This is a genomic window from Pseudoalteromonas sp. SCQQ13, from assembly GCF_015864415.1.
In the GTDB taxonomy this organism is placed as follows: domain Bacteria; phylum Pseudomonadota; class Gammaproteobacteria; order Enterobacterales; family Alteromonadaceae; genus Pseudoalteromonas; species Pseudoalteromonas nigrifaciens.
In genome coordinates this window covers 13846-34701 of sequence record NZ_JADYXG010000019.1, presented here as the reverse complement: position 1 = coordinate 34701, position 20856 = coordinate 13846, and the positions used below count along the sequence as shown (strand labels likewise).

The window sequence follows — 20856 nt, the reverse complement described above, 5'->3', positions numbered from 1 at the left end:
GTTTATTAATTAATTAATTCTATTAAACTACACGATTAAAATGCCTATTTAGAGCCGCCATGTTATCAGCTTTCTTTATTACTGACCAAGATCCTAGTTTAATTATAAACGGGGTTTACGATCCTCTCTTGGTTTCTCTTTCAGTTTTAATAGTGATATTTGCCGCTTTTTTTACTACAAAACTCATTGATTTAGCTAAAAAAACTACTTTCCCAAGCTATCAACGTTTAGCTACTGTAACCGCTGCAGCTGTTTTTTCTGCGGGTATTTGGAGCATGCATTTTATTGGTATGTTGGCTTTTTCTTTGTGTACTAACATTAAATATAACCCAACTATTACCTTACTCTCTTTTATACCGGCATTTTTAGCGTGCCAATACGCTGTATCTATACTGGTAAAAAGTAATGGTAACTTTAAAGTATTAGCTGTTTGCTCAGTATTATTAGGCTCGGGTATTGGCACTATGCATTACAGTGGTATGGCAGCGATGGAGCTTGCGCCTATGCTACGGTATGACCCAGTTATGTTTGGGTTGTCTATTTTAGTGGCCGTTGCCCTATCGTTTATAGCTTTATATAGCCACTTTAACCTTGAAAGAATTTTCCCTCGGTTATCACAGTTACAAATTCGTTCAACCAGCGCCGTTATATTAGGCTTTGCTGTTACTGGTATGCATTATATGGGTATGGCAGCAACCCGTTTTGTAGCAACTTCCCCACTAATTTACGCAGACGAAAATGCGTCTGCTGGGCTTACATTTGTTGCAATTGCGGTTGCCACTGCAACTGTTGCAATAACCAGCGTGGTTGCTGTAATTAATGGCATGGTACGCTATAAACTGCTGCTTGAAGAAAAGTCAGCCGACGAGTCGCGGTTAAACGCCATATTAGAAACAGCAATAGATGGCATTGTGACTATTGATCATCAAGGTATTATTTTAAGCTTTAATGAAGCAGCAAGTAAGATTTTAGGTTGGCACGAACATGAGTTACAAGGTAAAAGTGTACAGATTCTTTTAAATGATAATAACGCTCTAAATAATGCGTCATCATCTGGTGATATGACTCTTGATCTAAGCGCTATTATAGGCATAAACCGCGATACTTTTGCTAAACATAAAGATAACCATTTGATCCCTGTGCGCCTTGGTATTGGACAAGTGACGCAAACTGGGCAACCTCCTTTGTATGTTGGCTTTATTACTGACTTAACGCAGCAACGAGCGCTACAAAAAACGGTCGTTGAAAATGAGCAAAAATATCGCTCATTAATGCAAAATATGCCAGGCGTTGCCTTTAGATGTAAATTCGATACTAACTACACCATGCTATTTGTTAGCCCAAGTATATTGGATTTAACTGGCTATACACCAGATGAATTTATTGAGCAACACATTGAGTTTACAGACCTGATTTTAAAGTCTGATCAACAAATAATTATTACCACGCTCACTAATGCCGTTACCGAAAAGCGTCAATACTCTGTTGAATATAGAATTCGCCATCGCAACGGCGCAACTGTATGGGTATTAGAGAAAGGTAGTTTTGACTTTAATAATACCGATGTTGCGCAGTGGATTGATGGTGTACTTGTTGATATTACTGAGCGCAAAGAGTATGAAGCAAAATTAGAGCACGCTAAACTGCAAGCAGAAGAAGCTGCAAATGCTAAGCAATCTTTTATGGCAAATATGAGCCATGAAATACGCACCCCTATGAATGCAATTATTGGCTTTAGCGATCTGCTTATGGATACACCGCTAAGTAAAGAGCAGCAAAAGCACCTTGTTACGGTTAACAATGCAGCACGCTCTTTGCTACGCCTACTTAATGAAATTCTCGACTCTGCAAAGTTAGAACGAGGAAAGCTAACCATTGAGCCTGTGCATTTTAATTTAAAGCCCGTTATCGACAGTATTATTTCAACTTTTTGGTTAGAAGCTAAAAAGAAAAACCTTAATTTAACGCTTAATATTAATAAATCAGTTAGCACCGCATACTACGGTGATCCCGACCGCCTTAGGCAAATACTTACAAACCTTATTGGTAACGCTATTAAATTTACTGAGCAAGGCGCTGTTACTGTTACCGTAAGTACCACACAAAATAATCACCTATTTTTTGAAGTACAAGATACAGGCATTGGTATTGCTAAAGATCGTATTAAAGCGGTTTTTCAGCCTTTTGTGCAAGCCGATGGCACGACCACACGTCGATTTGGTGGCACAGGTTTAGGCACAACAATAAGTAAACAATTAGTAGAGCTTATGCATGGCTCAATTGATTTAGTGAGTGAAGTTGATAAAGGCAGCTGCTTTTACTTCTCATTACCTTTTACTGTTGGTGATGAAAATAAAATAGATTATTTTGAAGGCCTACATACCGAACTACCTCCGCTTAGAATATTAGTGGTTGATGATATAGAACAAAATACAGAGCTACTTTCTATATTACTTTCGCGAGATCAACACACAGTAACCACTGCAAGTAATGGTTTAGAAGCCATTGAGGCGTTTAATCAGCAAGACTTTGATGTCATTTTAATGGACATTCACATGCCTGAATGTGACGGTATTGAGGCCACCATTAAAATTCGTGCATTGGAGCAACTAAAACAAATAAAATTTACACCTATTATTGCATTAACAGCCAGCGTGTTACAGCAAGATAAACTAACCGCTAAAAATGCAGGCATGAATGGGTTTGCTAATAAGCCGGTTGATATCAACCAACTGAATCAAGAAATAGCACTGGTGCTTGGACTTGGCTTAGCAAAAGAAACATTAATTGCGCAAACCGACCCCGATGCCAAGCACATAGATTTTGAAAAAGGGTTAGCTTTGTGGGGCTCTAAATGTAAACAGCTTACCGAAATTACTAAATTTGTTAATACCAACGAAAAGCAATTTATAAGCTTATTTAAGCTGCAACTAAGCGATATTAAAAGTGTTTATACGCTTATTCACACTTTAAAAGGCGTGGCTGGTAATTTAGGGTTATTAACCTTAATGACACTGTTAACGCGTTTAGAGAACGCAGACGATGAAGCTGCGCTAACCAGCGTTTTGGCAGATATAAAAACTGAATTGGCGCTTATCGGCCAATTATTAGCAAGCACTATATGTAAAGAGCCCGCCAAACTTATCGACAATGCTGAGCCGTTATCAACAGCTGAGCTAATAGAAATTTGCCAAGAACTCTATGCTGATGCACAAAATGCCGAACTTAATGATGATCTTCTCGATCAGTTACAACGTAAATGTATAGCATCAGTACAAGTAGATATAGATGAAATAGCCAGTGCCTTTGATGAATTCGACTTTGATAACGCGCAAGTTAAATTAGCAAATTTACTTAAAAAGTTAACCCTAAAGGAGAATTAATTAATGGATTTTATTCTAGATAAGCCCCGCATATTAATTGTTGACGACGAGCCTGCAAACTTAAAAGTAATGCGCGAGGTGCTTGGTAATCAATATAGAATGTCGTTTGCTAAATCGGGCGCTGCCGCTATAGCATTACTTGAAAAAGAACTACCAAAGCTAATTTTACTCGATATTATGATGCCTGATATGAATGGCTTTGAAGTATGCCAAATTGTTAAAGCTAACCCTGCAACATCGCATATCCCTATTATTTTTGTTACTGCACTAAGTGATGAAAGTGATGAATTTAAAGGTTTTGAACTAGGCGCTGTAGACTATATAACCAAACCCATTAGCCCTGCTATTGTACGGGCACGTGTTAAAACTCACCTGTCGTTAGTGCAAGCTGAGCAGCTAAAACAAGCTCATGTCGATTTAGTACAGCGTTTAGGTCGTGCTGCAGAATATAAAGACACCGATACCGGTGAGCATATTATACGTATGAGTCAATACAGCAAAGTACTTGCATTGGCGCTGGGTATGGATGAGCAACACGCCGAATTATTACGCCAAGCAGCCCCTATGCACGATGTAGGTAAAATAGGTATTCCGGATGCCATTTTGCTAAAACCCGGAAAGTTAACTGCCGATGAGTTTACCCACATGAAAGAGCACGCTTTAATTGGTGCACAAATTTTAGCAAATTCATCATCGCCACTATTACAACTGGCGCATGTGCTGGCAATTGAACATCATGAAAAGTGGGATGGTACTGGCTACCCCAATGGCCTAAAAGGAGAAGCCATATCGCTGGAAGGCCGTATTGTTGCCATTGCCGATGTATTTGATGCACTTACCTCAAAACGCCCCTATAAAGAGCCTTGGAGCATAGAGCAAACTATAGAACATATGCAACAACAAGCCGGTAAACACTTCGACCCGCAATTGGTTGAGCTATTTATTGGCAAAATTGACGATATTATTGCCATAAAAAATGCTCATCAGGAGCGATTTTAATTTAGCTCTTTTTGGCTGTATGCGAGCCTAATAATACCTGCGGATACACAGTTTTAATCTGCGTATAGTCATGAGAGGTAATTTCATGGCTATTTCCGCTGTTATCTTTAAAATAAATTGAAAACGTAACGCCGTGATCAGCTAATACTGTTTTAATATTTAGGTGTTCAAAATGCTCAAGCCATGCAATAAATTGCTCCCCAGTGGCTAAAAAAGCAATGCCTTTACTACGTCCCTGTGCAGTAAATAACGCTAAACGCGTGGTAGCATTTGCATCTTCAAGGGTTAATGGCCCTTTGCCATCTTCATTCCAAAAGGCGAGCGCTTCAACCACACTAAAGCCTAAAACACGCTCATACCATTTAACCGCTTGCGCTAAATCATCCACATTTAAATGACAATGATCAATCCCAGCTAGCTTAGGTATACTCACGCTGCTCTCCTATTTCAGACTTTAGTTGCTCTAAAAAGTCATGCATATACTCAGTACGTCTTAGTGCTTCGGCCTTAGCCGAGGGAGTATTCATGCTTTGAGCTATGTGTAATAACTTAATAAAAAAATGATCAAGCGTGTATTTTTTATCATCTGCTTCGCGTTGTAGGCAAAATGGGTCATCCGGGTTATATAGTAATCGACTTATTGAGCCACCTACTTTCATGCAGCGGCTTATACCAATCGCGCCTAGTGCATCCATTCTGTCTGCGTCTTGCACTATTTGTGCTTCTACTGAGTTCACTTTAATATTGGCGCTAAAGCTATGCGCCGCTATTGCATGATGAATTTGAGTAAATAATTGCGCGTCGTAATTAATAGAAGCTAAAAAAGCAATCGCTTTATCGGCGGCCATAGTAGAGGCTTTAGCCCTATCTGGATGGTTTTTGGCCACGGCTACACAGTCGTGTAACCATGCAGCCGGGAGCACTACCTTCATATTAGCTTGCTCTGCATCGCACAATTTAATAGCAACCCGAACTACGCGTTCAATATGGGTTATATCATGCGCCACATCGGCATGAATTAGTGTGGTAATAAAGGCTCTGCACTGTAAATTGAGCTGCTGCAGCTCAGGGCTTAACATTATGTCTGTCACAACGTGTTCCAAATACCTAATTAACATATTGAATTAGCCATACTTTACCGCGATTTATGGGCTCCATGCAAAACATTCATTGTATGTTGCCCTTGCCTTGACTAAAATACAGCGCTTATTTATTACTACTGAGAAGCTTTATGACATCTGCCGTTTACCTGCAAGCTGGCCGCGATAAATCATTAAAAAGAAAACACCCTTGGTTATTTTCCAAAGCCATCAAAAAAATTAAAGGTAAACCAGGCCTAGGTGACACAGTTACTATTCACGACAGTGAAGGTAAATTTTTAGCAACAGCAGCTTATAGCCCACATTCACAAATTCGTGCCCGTGTTTGGAGCTTTGACGAAAAAGAAGTTATTGATCAACACTTTTTTGAACGCCGCCTACGTCGTGCACTAGAAGCCCGTAGCCAAGTAATTGAAGAAGGTGGTTTAACTGGCTTTAGACTCTGCGCCGCAGAATCAGATTTTTTACCCGGCGTTACCATAGATAAGTTTGACAACGTATTAGTGTGTCAATTACTTAGCGCGGGTGCTGAGCGTCATAAAGGTGAAATTGTTGGCGCGTTAATGGCTATATTCCCTGGTATGAGCATTTACGAGCGCTCAGACGTAGAAGTGCGTACCAAAGAAGGCCTTGAGCCAATTAAAGGGGCATTATGGGGCAATGAACCAACTGCCCCAGTACTCATTGCAGAAAATGGCTTTAAAATTGAAGTTGATATTATTGATGGCCATAAAACCGGCTTTTATTTAGATCAACGCGATAGCCGCGCTGCACTTGAACGCTTTTCTAAAGACAAAACCGTATTAAACTGCTTTAGCTACACGGGTACATTTTCGTTGTATGCCCTACGTGGCGGCTGTAAACACGTAACTAATGTGGATGTATCGCAGCCAGCCCTCGATACAGCTAAGCGCAATGTTGAGCATAACAACCTTGATTTAGATAAGGTTGATTTTGTCAAACAAGATGTATTTAAGTTACTGCGTCAATACCGCGAAGACGGTGTATTGTTTGACACTATAGTAATGGATCCGCCAAAGTTTGCCGACAACAAAGCACAACTTACTGGTGCGTGTCGTGGCTATAAAGACATAAACATGATTGCTATGCAAATATTAAAACCAGGTGGCACCTTATTAACCTTCTCGTGTTCGGGCTTAATGGAGCAAAACTTGTTTCAAAAAGTGGTGGCTGATGCAGCCCTTGATGCTGGTAAAGACTTACTTATTATGGAGCGTTTAAACCAAGCCGCCGATCACCCTATTGCGGGTAGTTACCCTGAAGGTTTTTACTTAAAAGGCTTAATTTGTAAGGTTTACTAACGCCTAGGCTTGATTAGGGTCTGTTGATCTTTCAAGGTTGAATTTGCAGCAGTGTGTTTGGTATTTAGGCAAGGCAGAGCCTATGTGGTGTGGTTATTCCCCATAAATAGGCGATAACGTAGCATCAATGCCAAACAGGCACTGCCCGAAGGGTTCTGCCTAGGGGCGATTGACTCTTTGTTGCTCGGTTTTTACTTAGCCCACTAGGTTACAAACCTCGCGCCGTGATTAAATCGCCCCTAGTTTGAACAAATTTCAATCCGCAAAGGTCAACAGACCCTAGTATTTATACGTAGTTATTACCTATTTATATGGGCAATAACCACGCTACCTAAGCTAATTAAACTGTATTATCTCAAGTCCGGCAGTTATTGTACCGTCATCTTCTTTGCTGGCGCGTATCACCTTAGCCGTTGCGTCTAAAGGCGCAATACTCGGATGAGTTGAGTCTATATGTACCAATAAAATAGTGTTTGGCTCAAGTAACTCATCTAAATGCAACAACAACCCAGTTGCACTCAAATCTACACATTCTGCATTATAATTTAAGCCAGCAATCGGCTCTATTGTGGTTAGCTTTGCTAGTGTATTGATCTGCATACGTCGAAAATTTCGCTTATCATCTGTAAACATAATTTTTCCTATACTATTTTATTAATTTGCTCTAACAACAGTGGTACAGAAAACGGCTTAACCACATAAGCATCACAGCCCGCGTCAAACCCAGCTTGCTTTTCAAGCGGTGACTCCAGCCCTGACACCATAACAATAGGGATGTTTTTTGTCTCAGGTGTATGTTTAAGCATTCTACACGTATCGTAACCATCCAGCCCTGGCATACATACATCAAGTAAAATAATATCGGGCGGATTAGCAATAGCAGAGGCTAAACAGCTTGTTCCAGAATCGGCATAATTAACATCAAACTTTGCGCTAAGTGCTGCTTTGAGTATTTCATAATTAAAATACTCGTCATCTACCACTAGTAGTTGTTGTACTTTATGTTCTATTGATGAGGACATGGCTATGTCGTTTCCTTCTCAAAACAAAAAATAAGTTCTACTATTAAGTACTTAAGCTTAATAGTAGATACACCTTTTACTCTATTTCTTTTATTGCATTTAACACACGTTTCGCCGAAATTGGATACGGAGTACCCAAGGTCTGTGCAAATAAAGACACTCTCAGCTCTTGCTGCATCCAAAAGATAGCTTCTACCTCTTTTGGAATTGGCATCCCTTTAGGGGTTTTGTTTGCTTGCTTTTTATACTCTTGAGCCACTTTATCAAGCTCAAGTACACATAATCTATCGCGATTTGGATCTATGGGTAACTTTTCTAAACGTTTTTGAATCGCTTTTAAATAACGGATTAAGTCACTTAGCTTAGTTGCCCCATGTTGGCTTACAAAGCCTTTAAAAACAAGAGACTCTAATTGCGATTTAATATCTCCATGCGCAGTGATCATGGTTAAATCTACCCGTCCTTTCATTTTTTTATGTAAGGCATGGGCTATACTTAACACTTGCTCTACTTGCGTGGCAATTTCAACTACAGCGTCACCAAGCTCACCACGTATATGCTCTTTTACATTTTCAAACGCGTCGCTGGTGCGAATGTCACCGTACTTTAATAATAAGCTATCAACACCGGCGGCAATGCAGTCATCAATTAAATCGGCTATTTTACCAAAAGGATTAAAATACAATCCAAGCTTAGCCTTATTTGGTAAGTTTTGCTGCAAATACTTTATTGGTGAAGGCACATTTAATAATACTAATCGGCGCAGCCCTTGTTGATGGGCAACCTGTGCTTTTACTTCGTTATCGAAAAGCTCAATAGCAGCAGTTGATTTTTTATCCACCAGCGCCGGATACGCTTTAATTTCGTATTGGCCTTGTTTTTTTACATATGAATTAGGTAGCTCGCCAAAATCCCACTGCGTTAAGTCTGCTTTTTCTATGCCTTTATCGGCTACTTTGGATAATGTTTGCGTTACTTCGCCTTGTAGCTGCGCTTTAAGTTTGGCTAAATCTAGGCCACGCGCGAGTAACTTATCGTTATCGCCACGTACTTCAAACTGCAAACGTAAATGCGCTGCCAAGGCACTTAAATCCCAGGCATCAGGGTCAACTCGCACCCCTGTCATTTTTAATAGTCGATTACTAAGTGCGTCAATTAAACTCCCCTGCAATGGCTCAATAGCCGCCAAAACAGCATCGGCATAGTTAGGCGCAGGTACAAAATTACGGCGCAGTGACTTAGGCAATGATTTAATTAAACCACTTATTAACTCATGTCGAAACGCAGGTATATGCCAGTCAAAGCCGCTTTCTTGCACTTGGTTTAATAGCGCAACCGGTATTTGTACCGCCACACCATCAACCGCTTGACCGGGATCGAAATGATACGCTAAAGGTAAAATTAAATTATCTTGCTGCCAAGTATCTGGGTAGTCAAACTCGGTAATACTGCTTGCACCATGCTGCATTAAGTCATCGCGGCTCATTTGCAAATAGTGTTTATTTTGTTGTTTTTGCGTTTTATACCATTTTAAAAATGCTGCACGATTATTAATTTCTTTTGGAATTTTTTTATCGTAAAACTCAAATAAAGTTTGCTCATCAACTAAAATATCGCGCCTGCGTGACTTGTTTTCAAGCACTTGAATATCTTCAATCAGCTCGCGGTTAAACTCTAAAAAGCTTTCGTTTAAACCCAGTTCTTGCTCAACTAATGCGGTGCGAATAAACAGCTCACGGCTCACTTTAGGATCAATATTGCTATACACGCAGCGGCGCTTATTGACGATTAGCAGGCCATATAAGGTTTGTTGCTCAAAGGCGATTACCGCACCGGGTTTTTTCTCCCAATGTGGCTCTGTATAACTGCGCTTAACCAAATGCTGCGCCAGTGGCTCAACCCAGTTAATGTCTATTTTGGCGTTAGTGCGGGCATATAATTTACTGGTTTCTACCAGCTCTGCCGACATTAGCCATTTTGGGCTCTTTTTAAATAACCCCGACCCCGGAAAAATATGAAACTGGCTATTACGCGCGCCTTTATAAATTTGTTTTTCATCTTTAAAGCCAATATGGCTAAGCATACCGCTCAGTAATGCTTTGTGAACTTGCTCACCGTCGGCAGCATTCGATGTGGCTTTCATACCCATTTCGTTGCATACGGTACTTATTTGATAAACAATATCTTGCCACTCACGAAGGCGCATATAAGCGAGGAAGTCTTTTTGGCAGAGTTTTCTAAACTGGCTATTAGTCAGTTCGCTTTGTTGCTCTTCTAAATAATTCCACAAGTTTAAAAATGCAATAAAGTCTGAATCAGGATCATCAAAACGGCCGTGTTTTTCGTTTGCCGCAGCACGTTTTTCTTGCGGGCGCTCACGGGGGTCTTGAATAGACAGTGCCGCCACTATAATAATTACTTCACGTAGCGCACCGAGCTTATGTGCGGTTAACACCATTTTAGCTAAACGCGGATCGACCGGTAAACGGCTTAATTCTCGGCCTGACTGGGTAAGCGCTGTTTTGTCGTTACGTTTAGTGGGATGTACTGCTTGGAGTTCCTCAAGCAAGGTTAAACCATCGCTAATATTACGACTATCTGGGGCTTGCACAAACGGAAACTGCGCCATGTCGCCTAAACCCAGCGCTAGCATTTGTAAAATAACCGAAGCTAAGTTAGTACGTAGTATTTCAGGATCGGTAAACTCTGGGCGTGATAAAAAGTCATCCTCAGCGTATAAACGAATACAAATACCCGCTTCTACGCGGCCACAACGTCCCATTCGCTGATTTGCACTGGCTTGCGATATTGGCTCTATAGGCAGGCGCTGTACCTTGGTGCGGTAACTATAACGGCTAATACGCGCCGTACCCGGATCAATTACATAACGAATCCCCGGTACGGTTAACGATGTTTCGGCCACGTTGGTCGATAAAATAATATGGCGGCGCGAGTGCGGTGCAAATATACGGTTTTGCTCGGCGTTTGATAGTCGCGAATAAAGCGGTAATATATCAGTGTGTTTTAAATTACGTTTACTGAGAGCATCGGCGGTATCGCGTATTTCACGCTCACCATTTAAAAATATTAAAATGTCGCCAGGGCCTTCTGCACACAGTTCATCTACAGCATCAAAAATACCTTGCAGTTGGTCGCCTTCGGCTTCCATATCCTCTTTATTTATCTCAGTAACTGGGTTGTAACGTACATCAACCGGGAAGGTTCGCCCTGATACTTCTATAATTGGCGCATCATCAAAGTGCTTTGAAAAACGCTCTGGATCGATCGTTGCTGAGGTAATTATTATTTTTAAATCGGGGCGCTTAGGGAGTAAATTTTTTAAATAACCTAAAATAAAGTCAATGTTTAAGCTACGTTCGTGCGCTTCATCAATAATAATGGTGTCGTATTGATTTAAAAATCGATCTTGTTGAATTTCGGCAAGTAAAATCCCGTCGGTCATTAGTTTAATATAGGTATTATTCGAGACCTGATCACTAAAGCGTATTTTAAAACCAACTTGTTGGCCAAGTTCACACTGCATTTCTTCTGCAATACGATTAGCCACCGTTCGTGCTGCTAGTCGCCTTGGTTGGGTGTGGCCAATTAAGCCATCAACCCCACGCCCTAGCTCTAAACACATTTTAGGAATTTGCGTGGTTTTACCTGAACCGGTTTCACCTGCAATAATAACCACTTGGTTATTAGCAATGGCGTTTTTAATCACATCCTTTTTTTGACTCACCGGTAATTGCTCTGGGTAAGTTACTTTAGGCAGAGCCGCTAAACGTTGCGCGCGCAGTGCTTGGCTACGGGTAATGTCGGCCGCTATTTTTTCAAGCGCGTTGGCATGCTTATTCTCATCGGTTATTTTTTTTACGCCATGTAAGCGTTTTTTAAAAATGAATTGATCTTTTTTCAAGCACGTCTTTAGCTCGCCAAACAACTGACCTAGGTTTACCACCCGCATACCTTATAAAATTAGTAAAAGAGCCGCAATTGTAGCAAATTAAATGGCTGGGGTTAATCCTACAAAGTGCATAACGCTTAGTAGTTTGTTATATAAGCCACCAGCCAAACAAATAAAGCGCTTATTCGCCTTTAAAAATGCCTACATAAGTGGCTTGGGTATTTGATTTACTGGCTCTGTACATACCTGAGGTATTAAACGGCAAACTAATATTACCTTTAGTATCCACTATAATAACACCGCCCGTACCGCCTATTGGTGCAAGTACCCCATTAATCACTTCGTCCCCTGCTTGCGTTATGGTTTTACCTTGGTATTTAACGCGCGCACAAATATCGCTGGCTACATTGTAACGAATAAAATACTCACCATGGCCGGTAGCCGATACCGCACACGATTCATTTTCCGCAAACGTTCCTGCACCAATTACCGGCGCATCACCAATACGGCCATAGCGTTTGGCGGTCATACCGCCGGTTGATGTACCAGCTGCTAAATTGCCATTTTTATCCAGTGCTACCGCACCAACCGTGCCCATTTTATAGTTATTTGGCAAGGCTTTATGCGCCGCTTGATAATCTTTACTGGTGGCTTTGGCTTTATCTAATTTTTGCTTTGCTTTTAATAATGCTTTATAGCGGTGCTCGGTATCAAATAAGTTATTTTCGATTAAGGGAATACCTTGCTCTTTAGCAAATTCTTCAGCGCCTTGCCCACTGAGCATGACGTGTACTGAATTATCCATAACCAAACGTGCTAAATTAATTGGGCTCTCTACATGCTTAACACCTGCAACTGCGCCCGCCTGACGATTACGACCATCCATAATTGATGCATCGAGCTCATGGCTGCCATCGTAAGTATAAACCGCGCCACGCCCTGCATTAAAATAAGTAGACTGCTCCATCACTTGAATCGCTGCCGTTATGGCATCTAAGCTTTCGCCGCCTTGCTCAAGTACTTTATAACCGGCCTCTACCGCTTGGGTTAATTTAGCACGATAAGCTTGCTCTTCTTTTGGCGTAAATTTACTTTTTTCAATCGTGCCCGCACCGCCATGAATGGCAATAGCAAAAGGTACTTCTGCGCTTAAGGCGTTATTGCTTACGCTAATAAAACTAGTGGCGATAAGCGCCATTAAAAGTGATTTTTTCATAATGAGCTCTTATAAACTTCAGTGAAACCAATGTGGATGGTCGCTAACTATTTATCAAGTAAAGTAAGTTTAAACACATAAAAAAAGCGCCCAAAGGCGCTTTTTTTGCTGGTTTAAATAATTACGCTTGTTGCGCTTTTAAACGAGCTAAACGTGCTACTTGATGCGTAGACGTTAAAAAAGAATAAATTGGTGCTAAATAACCACGTTTACGTAGCTCTAAAAAGTCAGCATCACTTAATTCATTAAGTTTTTTCTCATCGATAAGGTAAATACCGTTAATGTCTTTTTTCTCGCCTTTAATATCAACTGTTAGCGTTTGCGCTACTAAAAGCTCTTTATCGGCTAAAAACTTAGTAAAAGCATCTGTGATCTGAGAAAACTCAATAAACGATACTAATGCTTCTTTACGACGCTTTAAGTAGTCAGTTTCTTCGCCGTTTTCAAACAACGCATTACCTTCTTCTTCGCCAACTAATGGGCTCGCTTCGTCAATAACAATACCGTATTGATCTTGATCTGGGTGTTTTACTAAACCTAGTGGGTAGCGCGTCGTAGCCATTGGTGCAAATGCTGCCGTCCACTTATCGCCTTCAACAAACAAGTTTTCGCCTGGCTCAAGGCCAAACATAGCAACTGCTTGAAAAGTGCCTGTTTCGTTATTTTTAACGAAAGACATTGGAAATTCATTCGCTATACGCGCAAATTCATGTGCAACTACTGGCACTAAATGTTGCGTTTTCATAAATTCTACATTGATGCCGTTTTTAATTTTAGTATTGGCATGTTTTTCGTTGTGTAAAGGCTGTACTTGTTGCTCCGCCATGTTACTGCTCCGTTTATTTTTAATTTGTATGTTTCTTTGTTAATACCTTTAGGCTAATGCTTTTGAGCAAAAAAAGGAAGGGAAACTTTTATGACAACCGTTTTGATAAAATAAAATTTAAATAAATCTGCACCTTGCCAAAAAACGTACACATAACAAGGGTTAAATCTGCTTAAAAAGCACACACAGCAAGGCTATTTAACATACAGGCTTGTTTTTAATGTTAACCTGTTTTAACAAAATCACGTTACTAACCACGTTATTTTGGATGATAATTGCACAAATAAAAAGGCAGCTAGTTATAGCTGCCTTTTTATTTGTTCATTCGCACTCATTTTAAATTACGGCGCCCAATAAACCTCAATATTAATACTTGGGTGATTTAGCACTGCGCGCAGTGGCATGTCGTTTACATCTCCGCCCGCTTTGGCTTGCTTATACACAGCGAGTTTTTCATCACCGCTAATAAGTAGCTTAACCACTTTAGATTGCGCTATCGCGTTTAATGTAAGTGTCATACGCTCAGTTATACTGCCAGTTACATCACTTTCAATGGCATTAATTGCACACACCAGTTGATCCGAGTTTAGGCCTATTTCTAAACCCTCTGCATGTGGGAATAATGACGCAGTATGACCATCTGGCCCCATACCTAAAATAGTCACATCATACGGGCGTTTTAACGCAGCATAAGCAGCTTCACACACTGCAGTGCCTTGCTGCGCTGTTTCGGCGCTATTTTTCATCGTGACAAAGTTAGCCGCAGCACCATAGTTTTGTAATAACGTGCTGTTAATAAATGCTTCGTTACTTTTTTCGTGGCTCGCATCTACCCAACGCTCGTCAACCATAGCAACATCAACATGTTGCCAATTTAAATCAAAGGTTGATAAATGCTTATACGCAGCAGCAGGGGATGAACCGCCCGATACCATTAATACTGCACGGCCATCATTGCTTATGCCATCACGTAATGATTGTTCAAGTGTTGCTGACAGCTCCGCTGTAAGCGCCTCTTTACTATCAAAAAATTTTTCAATTATTGTTGCCATTATGCTCCCTTATCACCGGTGTTAAACCATACATGGTTGTTCTCTGCTAATAATTCGTCAGCATCTTCTGGGCCCCAGCTACCTGCACGATAAAGCGCCGGTTTGCCTTTTTCTTGCCAGCGGTCGATGATTGGATCAATCCACTTCCATGCTTGGCGTACTTCATCACGATGGATAAATAACGAAGGATTATTAGCGGCTGCATCTAGCATTAAGCGCTTGTAGGCATCTGAGTGAAAACCATTGCTATAGGCTTGTGAAAGCTCAATATTCATCGTTACTGGCTCAAGCTGCATTTCAAGGTTATCTAAGCGTTTAGACATCAATGTTAGCTGAATAGTTTCCTCTGGTTGTAGGCGAATCACCAAGCGGTTTGGCTCTATTTCGCCTACGCTGTCTTCGTATACATTGTGTGATACTTTTTTATATTGCACTACAATTTCAGCACAGCGTTTAGCCATGCGTTTACCAGTGCGCAAATAAAATGGCACACCTGCCCAACGCCAGTTATCAATATGCGCTCGAATACCTACAAAGGTTTCGGTTTTACTTGAACCTTCATTAAGCTCTTCTAAGTAACCTGGTACAATTTTACCGTTTAGATCACCTGGTACATATTGGCCACGAATAATATTTTTATCTACGTCGCTGCCAATAAGTGGACGCAGCGCTTCTAATACTTTGAGCTTTTCGTTGCGAATACTATTGGCATTAAGTTTATGGGGTGATTCCATTGCTACTAAACATAACAGTTGTAACAAGTGGTTTTGAACCATATCACGCAGCGCACCGGCTTTGTCGTAAAAGCCTGCACGGGTTTCAAGGCCCACAGTTTCTGAAATGCTAATTTGAATATTATCGATTGATTTAGCATCCCACATGTTTTCAAACAACGAGTTTGAAAAACGCAGTGCCATTAAGTTTTGAACAGTTTCTTTACCTAAGTAATGATCAATTCGGAAAATTTGCTCTTCGCTAAAATACTCTGCGATTTTTCCATTGATAGCCTCAGCAGATTCACCACAATAACCAATAGGCTTTTCAACCACTACACGTGAAGTAGGCGTTATTAAGTTTTTAACAGATAATATTTCACAGCAAGTGCCGTACACAGCAGGTGGTAGTGATAAATAAAATACGCGAGATTTAGTGCTGTCGTGCTCATCTAAAATACCTTTTAGCACATCCCAGTTATCGTCAGGGGCTGTTACATTGCTAACAACAGGTACTAAAAAAGTAGCAAAGGCTTTCCAATCTTTAGCATTAAACTCATCCTTTGCTAAAAACTCTTTTAAGGCTTTGTGTGCTGTTTCTATGTACTCAGCACGTTGGGTTTCTTCGCGTACCGTTGGCAAAATACGTGAGCCTTCAGGTAAATTACCTTCTTGATATGCTCGATACATTGCAGGTAGTAATTTGCGTAACGCAAGGTCACCACCGCCCCCAAAAATTATAATATCAAAAGGATTAAGCATAGTTACTCTCTACGTTTGTGCTACCTGGCACTACCCGTTAGGTAATCAGATATAGCGGTTTATTGCTTGAATGATGTCGGTTTTTATAAATATGTTTGCACAAAAACCTGCTTTGTTATGCTGTGATGATGATGTTTTTTATTTAACCACACTGCTGGCTATTTATTTTTAATTTTATCATCTGCGCTTAAAAATGGGCCTTAGGGAACTGTAATTCCTCTCACAAAAATACAGTCCCTAAGTACACCAGCGCTACCCGTTCAAAGGTATTTGGTTGCTTATGTTACTAAGCTAAATTTTTACTGCGTACGATGTTGCTTATAATACGCCATTAAACCATTAGTTGAACTATCATGAGCATATTTAACGCGCTCATCAACTAACTCGGCTTCTATTTTTGATGCTAATCCTTTACCTAGCTCAACACCCCATTGATCAAATGAGCAAATTTCTAAAATAATGCCTTGGCAAAAAATCTTATGCTCATACAACGCAATTAAGCGCCCTACCGTTTTAGCGTCTACGCTATCTAGTAACATAGAGGTAGTTGGGCGGTTGCCTTGATGAATTTTGTGCTTTAGTAACTCATCTATTTGTGCCTGAGATTTACCCTTAGCGGTTAAATCTGCGGTGATCTCTTGCTCATCTACGCCATTCATTAGTGCTTCTGTTTGCGCAAAAAAGTTCGATAATAAAATATCGTGATGTTTATCAACGTTTACTTGCGGCTTAATTGAGGCAATAAAATCAGCCGGTACAATAACATTACCTTGATGCAAACATTGGTAAAATGCGTGTTGCCCGTTAATCCCGGTCATACCCCAAATAATTGGCACTGTTGTATAAGGCACAGTTTCACCCGCAAAGTTAACATGCTTGCCGTTACTTTCCATTTCACCTTGTTGTAAGTACGCAGGCAACATGTGCAGCGCTTGGTCATAAGGTAAAATAGCTTGCGAGGTATAACCTAAAAAGCTGGTATTCCACACACTTAATAATGCCATAATAAGCGGAATATTTTGCTCTAGTGGTGCGTTTTTAAAGTGCTCATCAACTTCGTACGCACCCTCTAAAATTGCTTCAAAAGCGTCATATCCTGCATATAATGCAATCGGTAAACCAATAGCGCTCCATAATGAAAAGCGACCACCAACCCAATCCCACATCGTAAATACGTTGTCGTTACTAATGCCAAACTCGGCTGTTTTTTCTAAATTAGTGCTCACCGCAACAAAATGCTTAGCAATAGCGGCGTTATCTTTAGCTGTTTGTAAAAACCAATCAACCGCTGTTTTAGCGTTGGTCATTGTCTCTGACGTGGTAAACGTTTTTGATGCAATAACAAACAAGGTTGTTTCAGCATCAATATTTTTTAATACCGAGGCAATTTGTACCCCGTCAGCATTCGACACATAATGTACATTTAAGGTATCGTCACTTAATGCTTTTAATGCTTCGGTTGCCATTTGCGGGCCAAGGTTTGAACCACCTACACCTATACTTACTACATCTTTTACTGGCTTACCACTGTAGCCTAACCACTTACCACTGCGTACTTTTTCAACAAACAGTTTAATTTTAGCAAGTTCGTTATCAACCAACTCAGTTACATTTTCACCATCAACAATAAGTGGCGTATGAGCGCGGTTACGTAATGCTGTGTGTAACACTGCTCGGTTTTCGGTGATATTAATTTTTTCACCGTTAAACATTTTTTCACGCCAAGCGCTAATGTCACACTCTTTAGCTAATGCAATTAACTGCGTAAAAACATCTTTATCAATACGTTGTTTTGAGTAATCAAATAATAATCCAGGGATTTGCGTAGAAAATTGAGAAAAACGCGCGTCATCTTTAGCAAATAAATCCCTAAGATGGCTTTGTTTCATCTTGGTTGCACTTTTTTCAAGCGCTTGCCAACTTGCTAATTGCGAACGGTTAGTCATGTAAACATCCCCTAAAATATTAATCTATTGATTTAAATGTATTTATTATATAAAACTTAGTTAATTAACATATATAGCAAAGTTAAAAATGAGCTGTTTTTATATTTTATGCTGTGAATGATAACGTAATTTTTTGCTTTTGACACCGGTATCATAAAATTAATATATTAATTTAACAACCCATTCAGAGGCGACTCAGTTAGCTTAATTTGGCAAATAAATAAAAAGGCCGACAAATGCCGGCCTTAATTATATTTATTTGCTAACTAATTTTAACTTCCCAGTGCCAAACCGCCATTTAAATTATAAACCGAGGTATAACCTAGCTCAATTAAATTAGCTGCTGCCAACTTTGAGCGGTTACCACTGCGGCACACTAAAATATATTGATTATTTTTATCTAGCTGCTGCTCTACTATTGCGTTTGCCATACGGCTAAGCGGAATATTTAAGGTTTTAGCTGTAGCAACATTTAACAGTGATGAAATATTATTAGCGCCATGCTCATAGGGTTCGCGCGTATCAATTAAATATACATTGCCGTGGCTGAGCATTTCTTTTGCCTGTGAATAACTCAATTGCTGTGTATTTGTATCTGGTTGCGCATTTACATAACCACAAAGCTGGTTGTTATTATCTGTTTGTTTTTGCTCATCGTGCTGCTGCTTTTTAGCAGCAAATTCATCTTTCGTTATTTGCTTAGATAATAATGCGCTCAATAAAGGAGTTTGCTGTTGTTGCACCGCCCAGTTCATAGCAAAACACTGTTGGTAATCGTGTCCTGAGCAAATAACCGCCTCTGGGGTTAACTGCTGCGCTAATAATATTAACGAGTCAGCCATTTGCTCTGCACTACCACCAAGCAAATGAGTATTACCCAGCCCCGCTGGTAAAATGAGATCACCACAAAAACAATAGCGAACCTCACCCGAGGCTTCTTTTAATAAGTAACTCACACTGTCTTGGCTATGCCCAGGTGTGGCAAGTTTTTCTAGGCGTTGCCCATTTAAATTAATCACCGTTTGGTTAACTGGCCAACCCAATTGATCAACCTCTCCTGCTACTAAACGTGCTGCTAACACACTGCGTAATAGGGTAATTGCACTATTACGCTCTTGGTGAGCATGGGTGTCTAAAATAGCGGCTATGGTTAAATTTTGCGTATTGGCTATTTTTTCAAAGCGCGGTATTAACTCTATAATAGGGTCGATGATCACCGCCTGGTTGTTGCTATTAACATATAACCAGCTGCACGCGCCTTGGTGCCTAAATTGGGTTAAGCCTAGTGCACATAATTCCTGCGTAGGTGTAGCGCTGTCAGATACTACCAGGCAATTTGCTTGTAATACTTGTTTAAGGGCGCGAATTCGCTCACAGGCATGGTCAATATCTTGTTGCGTGGCGGCAGGTCCAAACGATAAACGTATGGCGTTTTCACTTTGCCACTGGCTTGCACCCATTGCATCTAGTACAAAACTTTGTGAAGCACCAGTACTACACGCAGAGCCGCCGCTCACGCGTATGCCGGCAGCATCAAATAAATCAATAACTTCTTTACTGGTTAAGTCGTTAACCGCAAAATTAAGCGTGGTGGGCACTGAGTATGCAAAATCATGGTTAAAGGTAATGGCACCAAATGTATCGCTTATTGCATTGTGTAATTGGCTGCGATATTGCGCAAGCACAGCACTTGATTTAAACGTGCCATCGGTTTTATCTAATAACAAACTAAATAACTTATTAAGTCCTGCAATACCAGGGAGATTTTCAGTACCTGAGCGCATACCACTTTCTTGCCCGCCACCGGCTATAAATGCCGTATAAGCACTGCCTTGACGAATATATAATAAGCCAATGCCTTTGGGAGCGTAGAGTTTATGGCCCGAAAACGGTGCGTAATCTATTGTTGTTTCGCTCAACATAAGCTGCTGCTTACCTAATGCTTGAACGCAATCGACCATCCAAGACACGCTGCTATTGCGATTACGAATAACCTGCTCTATTGCCGCTAGATCTTGGTATACACCGGTTTCATTATTAACCGCCATAGTGCAAATCATCAGCGCATCATCAATATGCTGAGCAATAAAATCTAAGTCTAAAATACCGTTACTATCAACCGGAATAGCAAGTACTTGAGCGTTAATCTCTAGCACTTGATTCCAATGTTTTAGGGTGTTTGGTACTGCTTTGTGCTCTGTTGCGCCATAAAGTAACACCGGATTTTTTTTATTATGGGTTTTAGCATTTATCAGCGTAGACACTACAGCCGTTTGAATACCTTCGGTTGCCCCAGAGGTAAATAAAATATCACCATTATTAGCGCCAATTACCGCGCGTGCTTTTTGTCGAGTTTGCTCCAATAAGTGCTTGGCTTGAATACCCGTTATGTGTGGGCTAGAAGGATTACCAAAACAGGTTTGCATTGCATGGCACACCACATCAACTATGCATGGCAACACAGGGGTGGTTGCATTTGCATCAAGGTAAACTTGTTTTACTGGCTCATCGGGTAATAAATACTCAGACATTAAAAAACGCACCTTATTACTAATAAATATATCTTATACCAATATTACATAGTTTTGGCTGTAATAGATAATAA

14 protein-coding genes are annotated in these 20856 nt (G+C 40.4%); 3 read left to right on the top strand and 11 right to left on the bottom strand.

The window, feature by feature from the left end; genetic code table 11:
• Positions 1 to 59: 59 nt before the first annotated feature.
• Positions 60 to 3383, top strand: coding sequence for an MHYT domain-containing protein (locus tag I6F41_RS14400; protein ID WP_197108672.1), 3324 nt, complete (start codon positions 60 to 62; stop codon positions 3381 to 3383).
• Between the two features lie 3 nt (positions 3384 to 3386).
• On the top strand, positions 3387 to 4382 hold the full coding sequence (locus I6F41_RS14395; RefSeq protein ID WP_179806739.1) for a response regulator: 996 nt from the start codon (positions 3387 to 3389) through the stop codon (positions 4380 to 4382).
• Between the two features lies 1 nt (position 4383).
• Here I6F41_RS14395 and I6F41_RS14390 read toward each other — a convergent pair whose 3' ends face one another.
• Both I6F41_RS14390 and I6F41_RS14385 read right to left on the bottom strand, forming a co-directional pair.
• A complete protein-coding gene (locus I6F41_RS14390; RefSeq protein WP_086993303.1) occupies positions 4384 to 4815 on the bottom strand; it encodes a VOC family protein in 432 nt (143 codons plus the stop codon).
• Positions 4802 to 5461 carry an HD domain-containing protein gene (locus tag I6F41_RS14385; protein WP_011327834.1) on the bottom strand — a complete coding sequence of 220 codons (660 nt, stop codon included), beginning with the start codon at positions 5459 to 5461 and terminating at the stop codon, positions 4802 to 4804. Before I6F41_RS14385 ends, I6F41_RS14390 begins: the two co-directional genes overlap by 14 nt.
• 152 nt (positions 5462 to 5613) lie before the next feature.
• Here I6F41_RS14385 and I6F41_RS14380 point away from each other — a divergent pair, with 152 nt between their 5' ends.
• Complete coding sequence (locus I6F41_RS14380) at positions 5614 to 6804, top strand: class I SAM-dependent methyltransferase (RefSeq protein ID WP_011327833.1); 1191 nt, start codon at positions 5614 to 5616, stop codon at positions 6802 to 6804.
• A 336-nt stretch (positions 6805 to 7140) separates the two neighbouring features.
• On the opposite strand, the gene I6F41_RS14375 is transcribed toward I6F41_RS14380, so the two are convergent.
• The 9 genes from I6F41_RS14375 to I6F41_RS14335 all read right to left on the bottom strand — a co-directional run bounded on the left by I6F41_RS14375 (position 7141) and on the right by I6F41_RS14335 (position 20782).
• On the bottom strand, positions 7141 to 7437 hold the full coding sequence (locus I6F41_RS14375; protein ID WP_197108671.1) for a PilZ domain-containing protein: 297 nt from the start codon (positions 7435 to 7437) through the stop codon (positions 7141 to 7143).
• A gap of 8 nt (positions 7438 to 7445) precedes the next feature.
• The gene (locus tag I6F41_RS14370; RefSeq protein ID WP_058373030.1) at positions 7446 to 7826 is read right to left on the bottom strand and encodes a response regulator; all 381 of its coding nucleotides are present in this window, start codon (positions 7824 to 7826) and stop codon (positions 7446 to 7448) included.
• A 76-nt stretch (positions 7827 to 7902) separates the two neighbouring features.
• Positions 7903 to 11790, bottom strand: a complete 3888-nt coding sequence (hrpA, locus tag I6F41_RS14365; protein WP_182676876.1) for an ATP-dependent RNA helicase HrpA — start codon at positions 11788 to 11790, stop codon at positions 7903 to 7905.
• Between the two features lie 127 nt (positions 11791 to 11917).
• Positions 11918 to 12952, bottom strand: coding sequence for an isoaspartyl peptidase/L-asparaginase family protein (locus I6F41_RS14360; RefSeq protein ID WP_089368012.1), 1035 nt, complete (start codon positions 12950 to 12952; stop codon positions 11918 to 11920).
• Positions 12953 to 13073: 121 nt separating this feature from the next.
• Positions 13074 to 13778, bottom strand: a complete 705-nt coding sequence (locus tag I6F41_RS14355; RefSeq protein ID WP_011327828.1) for a SapC family protein — start codon at positions 13776 to 13778, stop codon at positions 13074 to 13076.
• Positions 13779 to 14119: 341 nt separating this feature from the next.
• Positions 14120 to 14830 (bottom strand): 6-phosphogluconolactonase, encoded by a 711-nt coding sequence (gene pgl / locus I6F41_RS14350; RefSeq protein WP_197108670.1) that lies wholly within the window; start codon positions 14828 to 14830, stop codon positions 14120 to 14122.
• Positions 14830 to 16305, bottom strand: coding sequence for a glucose-6-phosphate dehydrogenase (zwf, locus tag I6F41_RS14345; protein WP_011327826.1), 1476 nt, complete (start codon positions 16303 to 16305; stop codon positions 14830 to 14832). Before zwf ends, pgl begins: the two co-directional genes overlap by 1 nt.
• 299 nt (positions 16306 to 16604) lie before the next feature.
• Complete coding sequence (gene pgi, locus I6F41_RS14340; protein WP_011327825.1) at positions 16605 to 18251, bottom strand: glucose-6-phosphate isomerase; 1647 nt, start codon at positions 18249 to 18251, stop codon at positions 16605 to 16607.
• Between the two features lie 272 nt (positions 18252 to 18523).
• The gene (locus I6F41_RS14335) at positions 18524 to 20782 is read right to left on the bottom strand and encodes an aminotransferase class V-fold PLP-dependent enzyme (RefSeq protein ID WP_182676870.1); all 2259 of its coding nucleotides are present in this window, start codon (positions 20780 to 20782) and stop codon (positions 18524 to 18526) included.
• Positions 20783 to 20856: the final 74 nt, after the last annotated feature.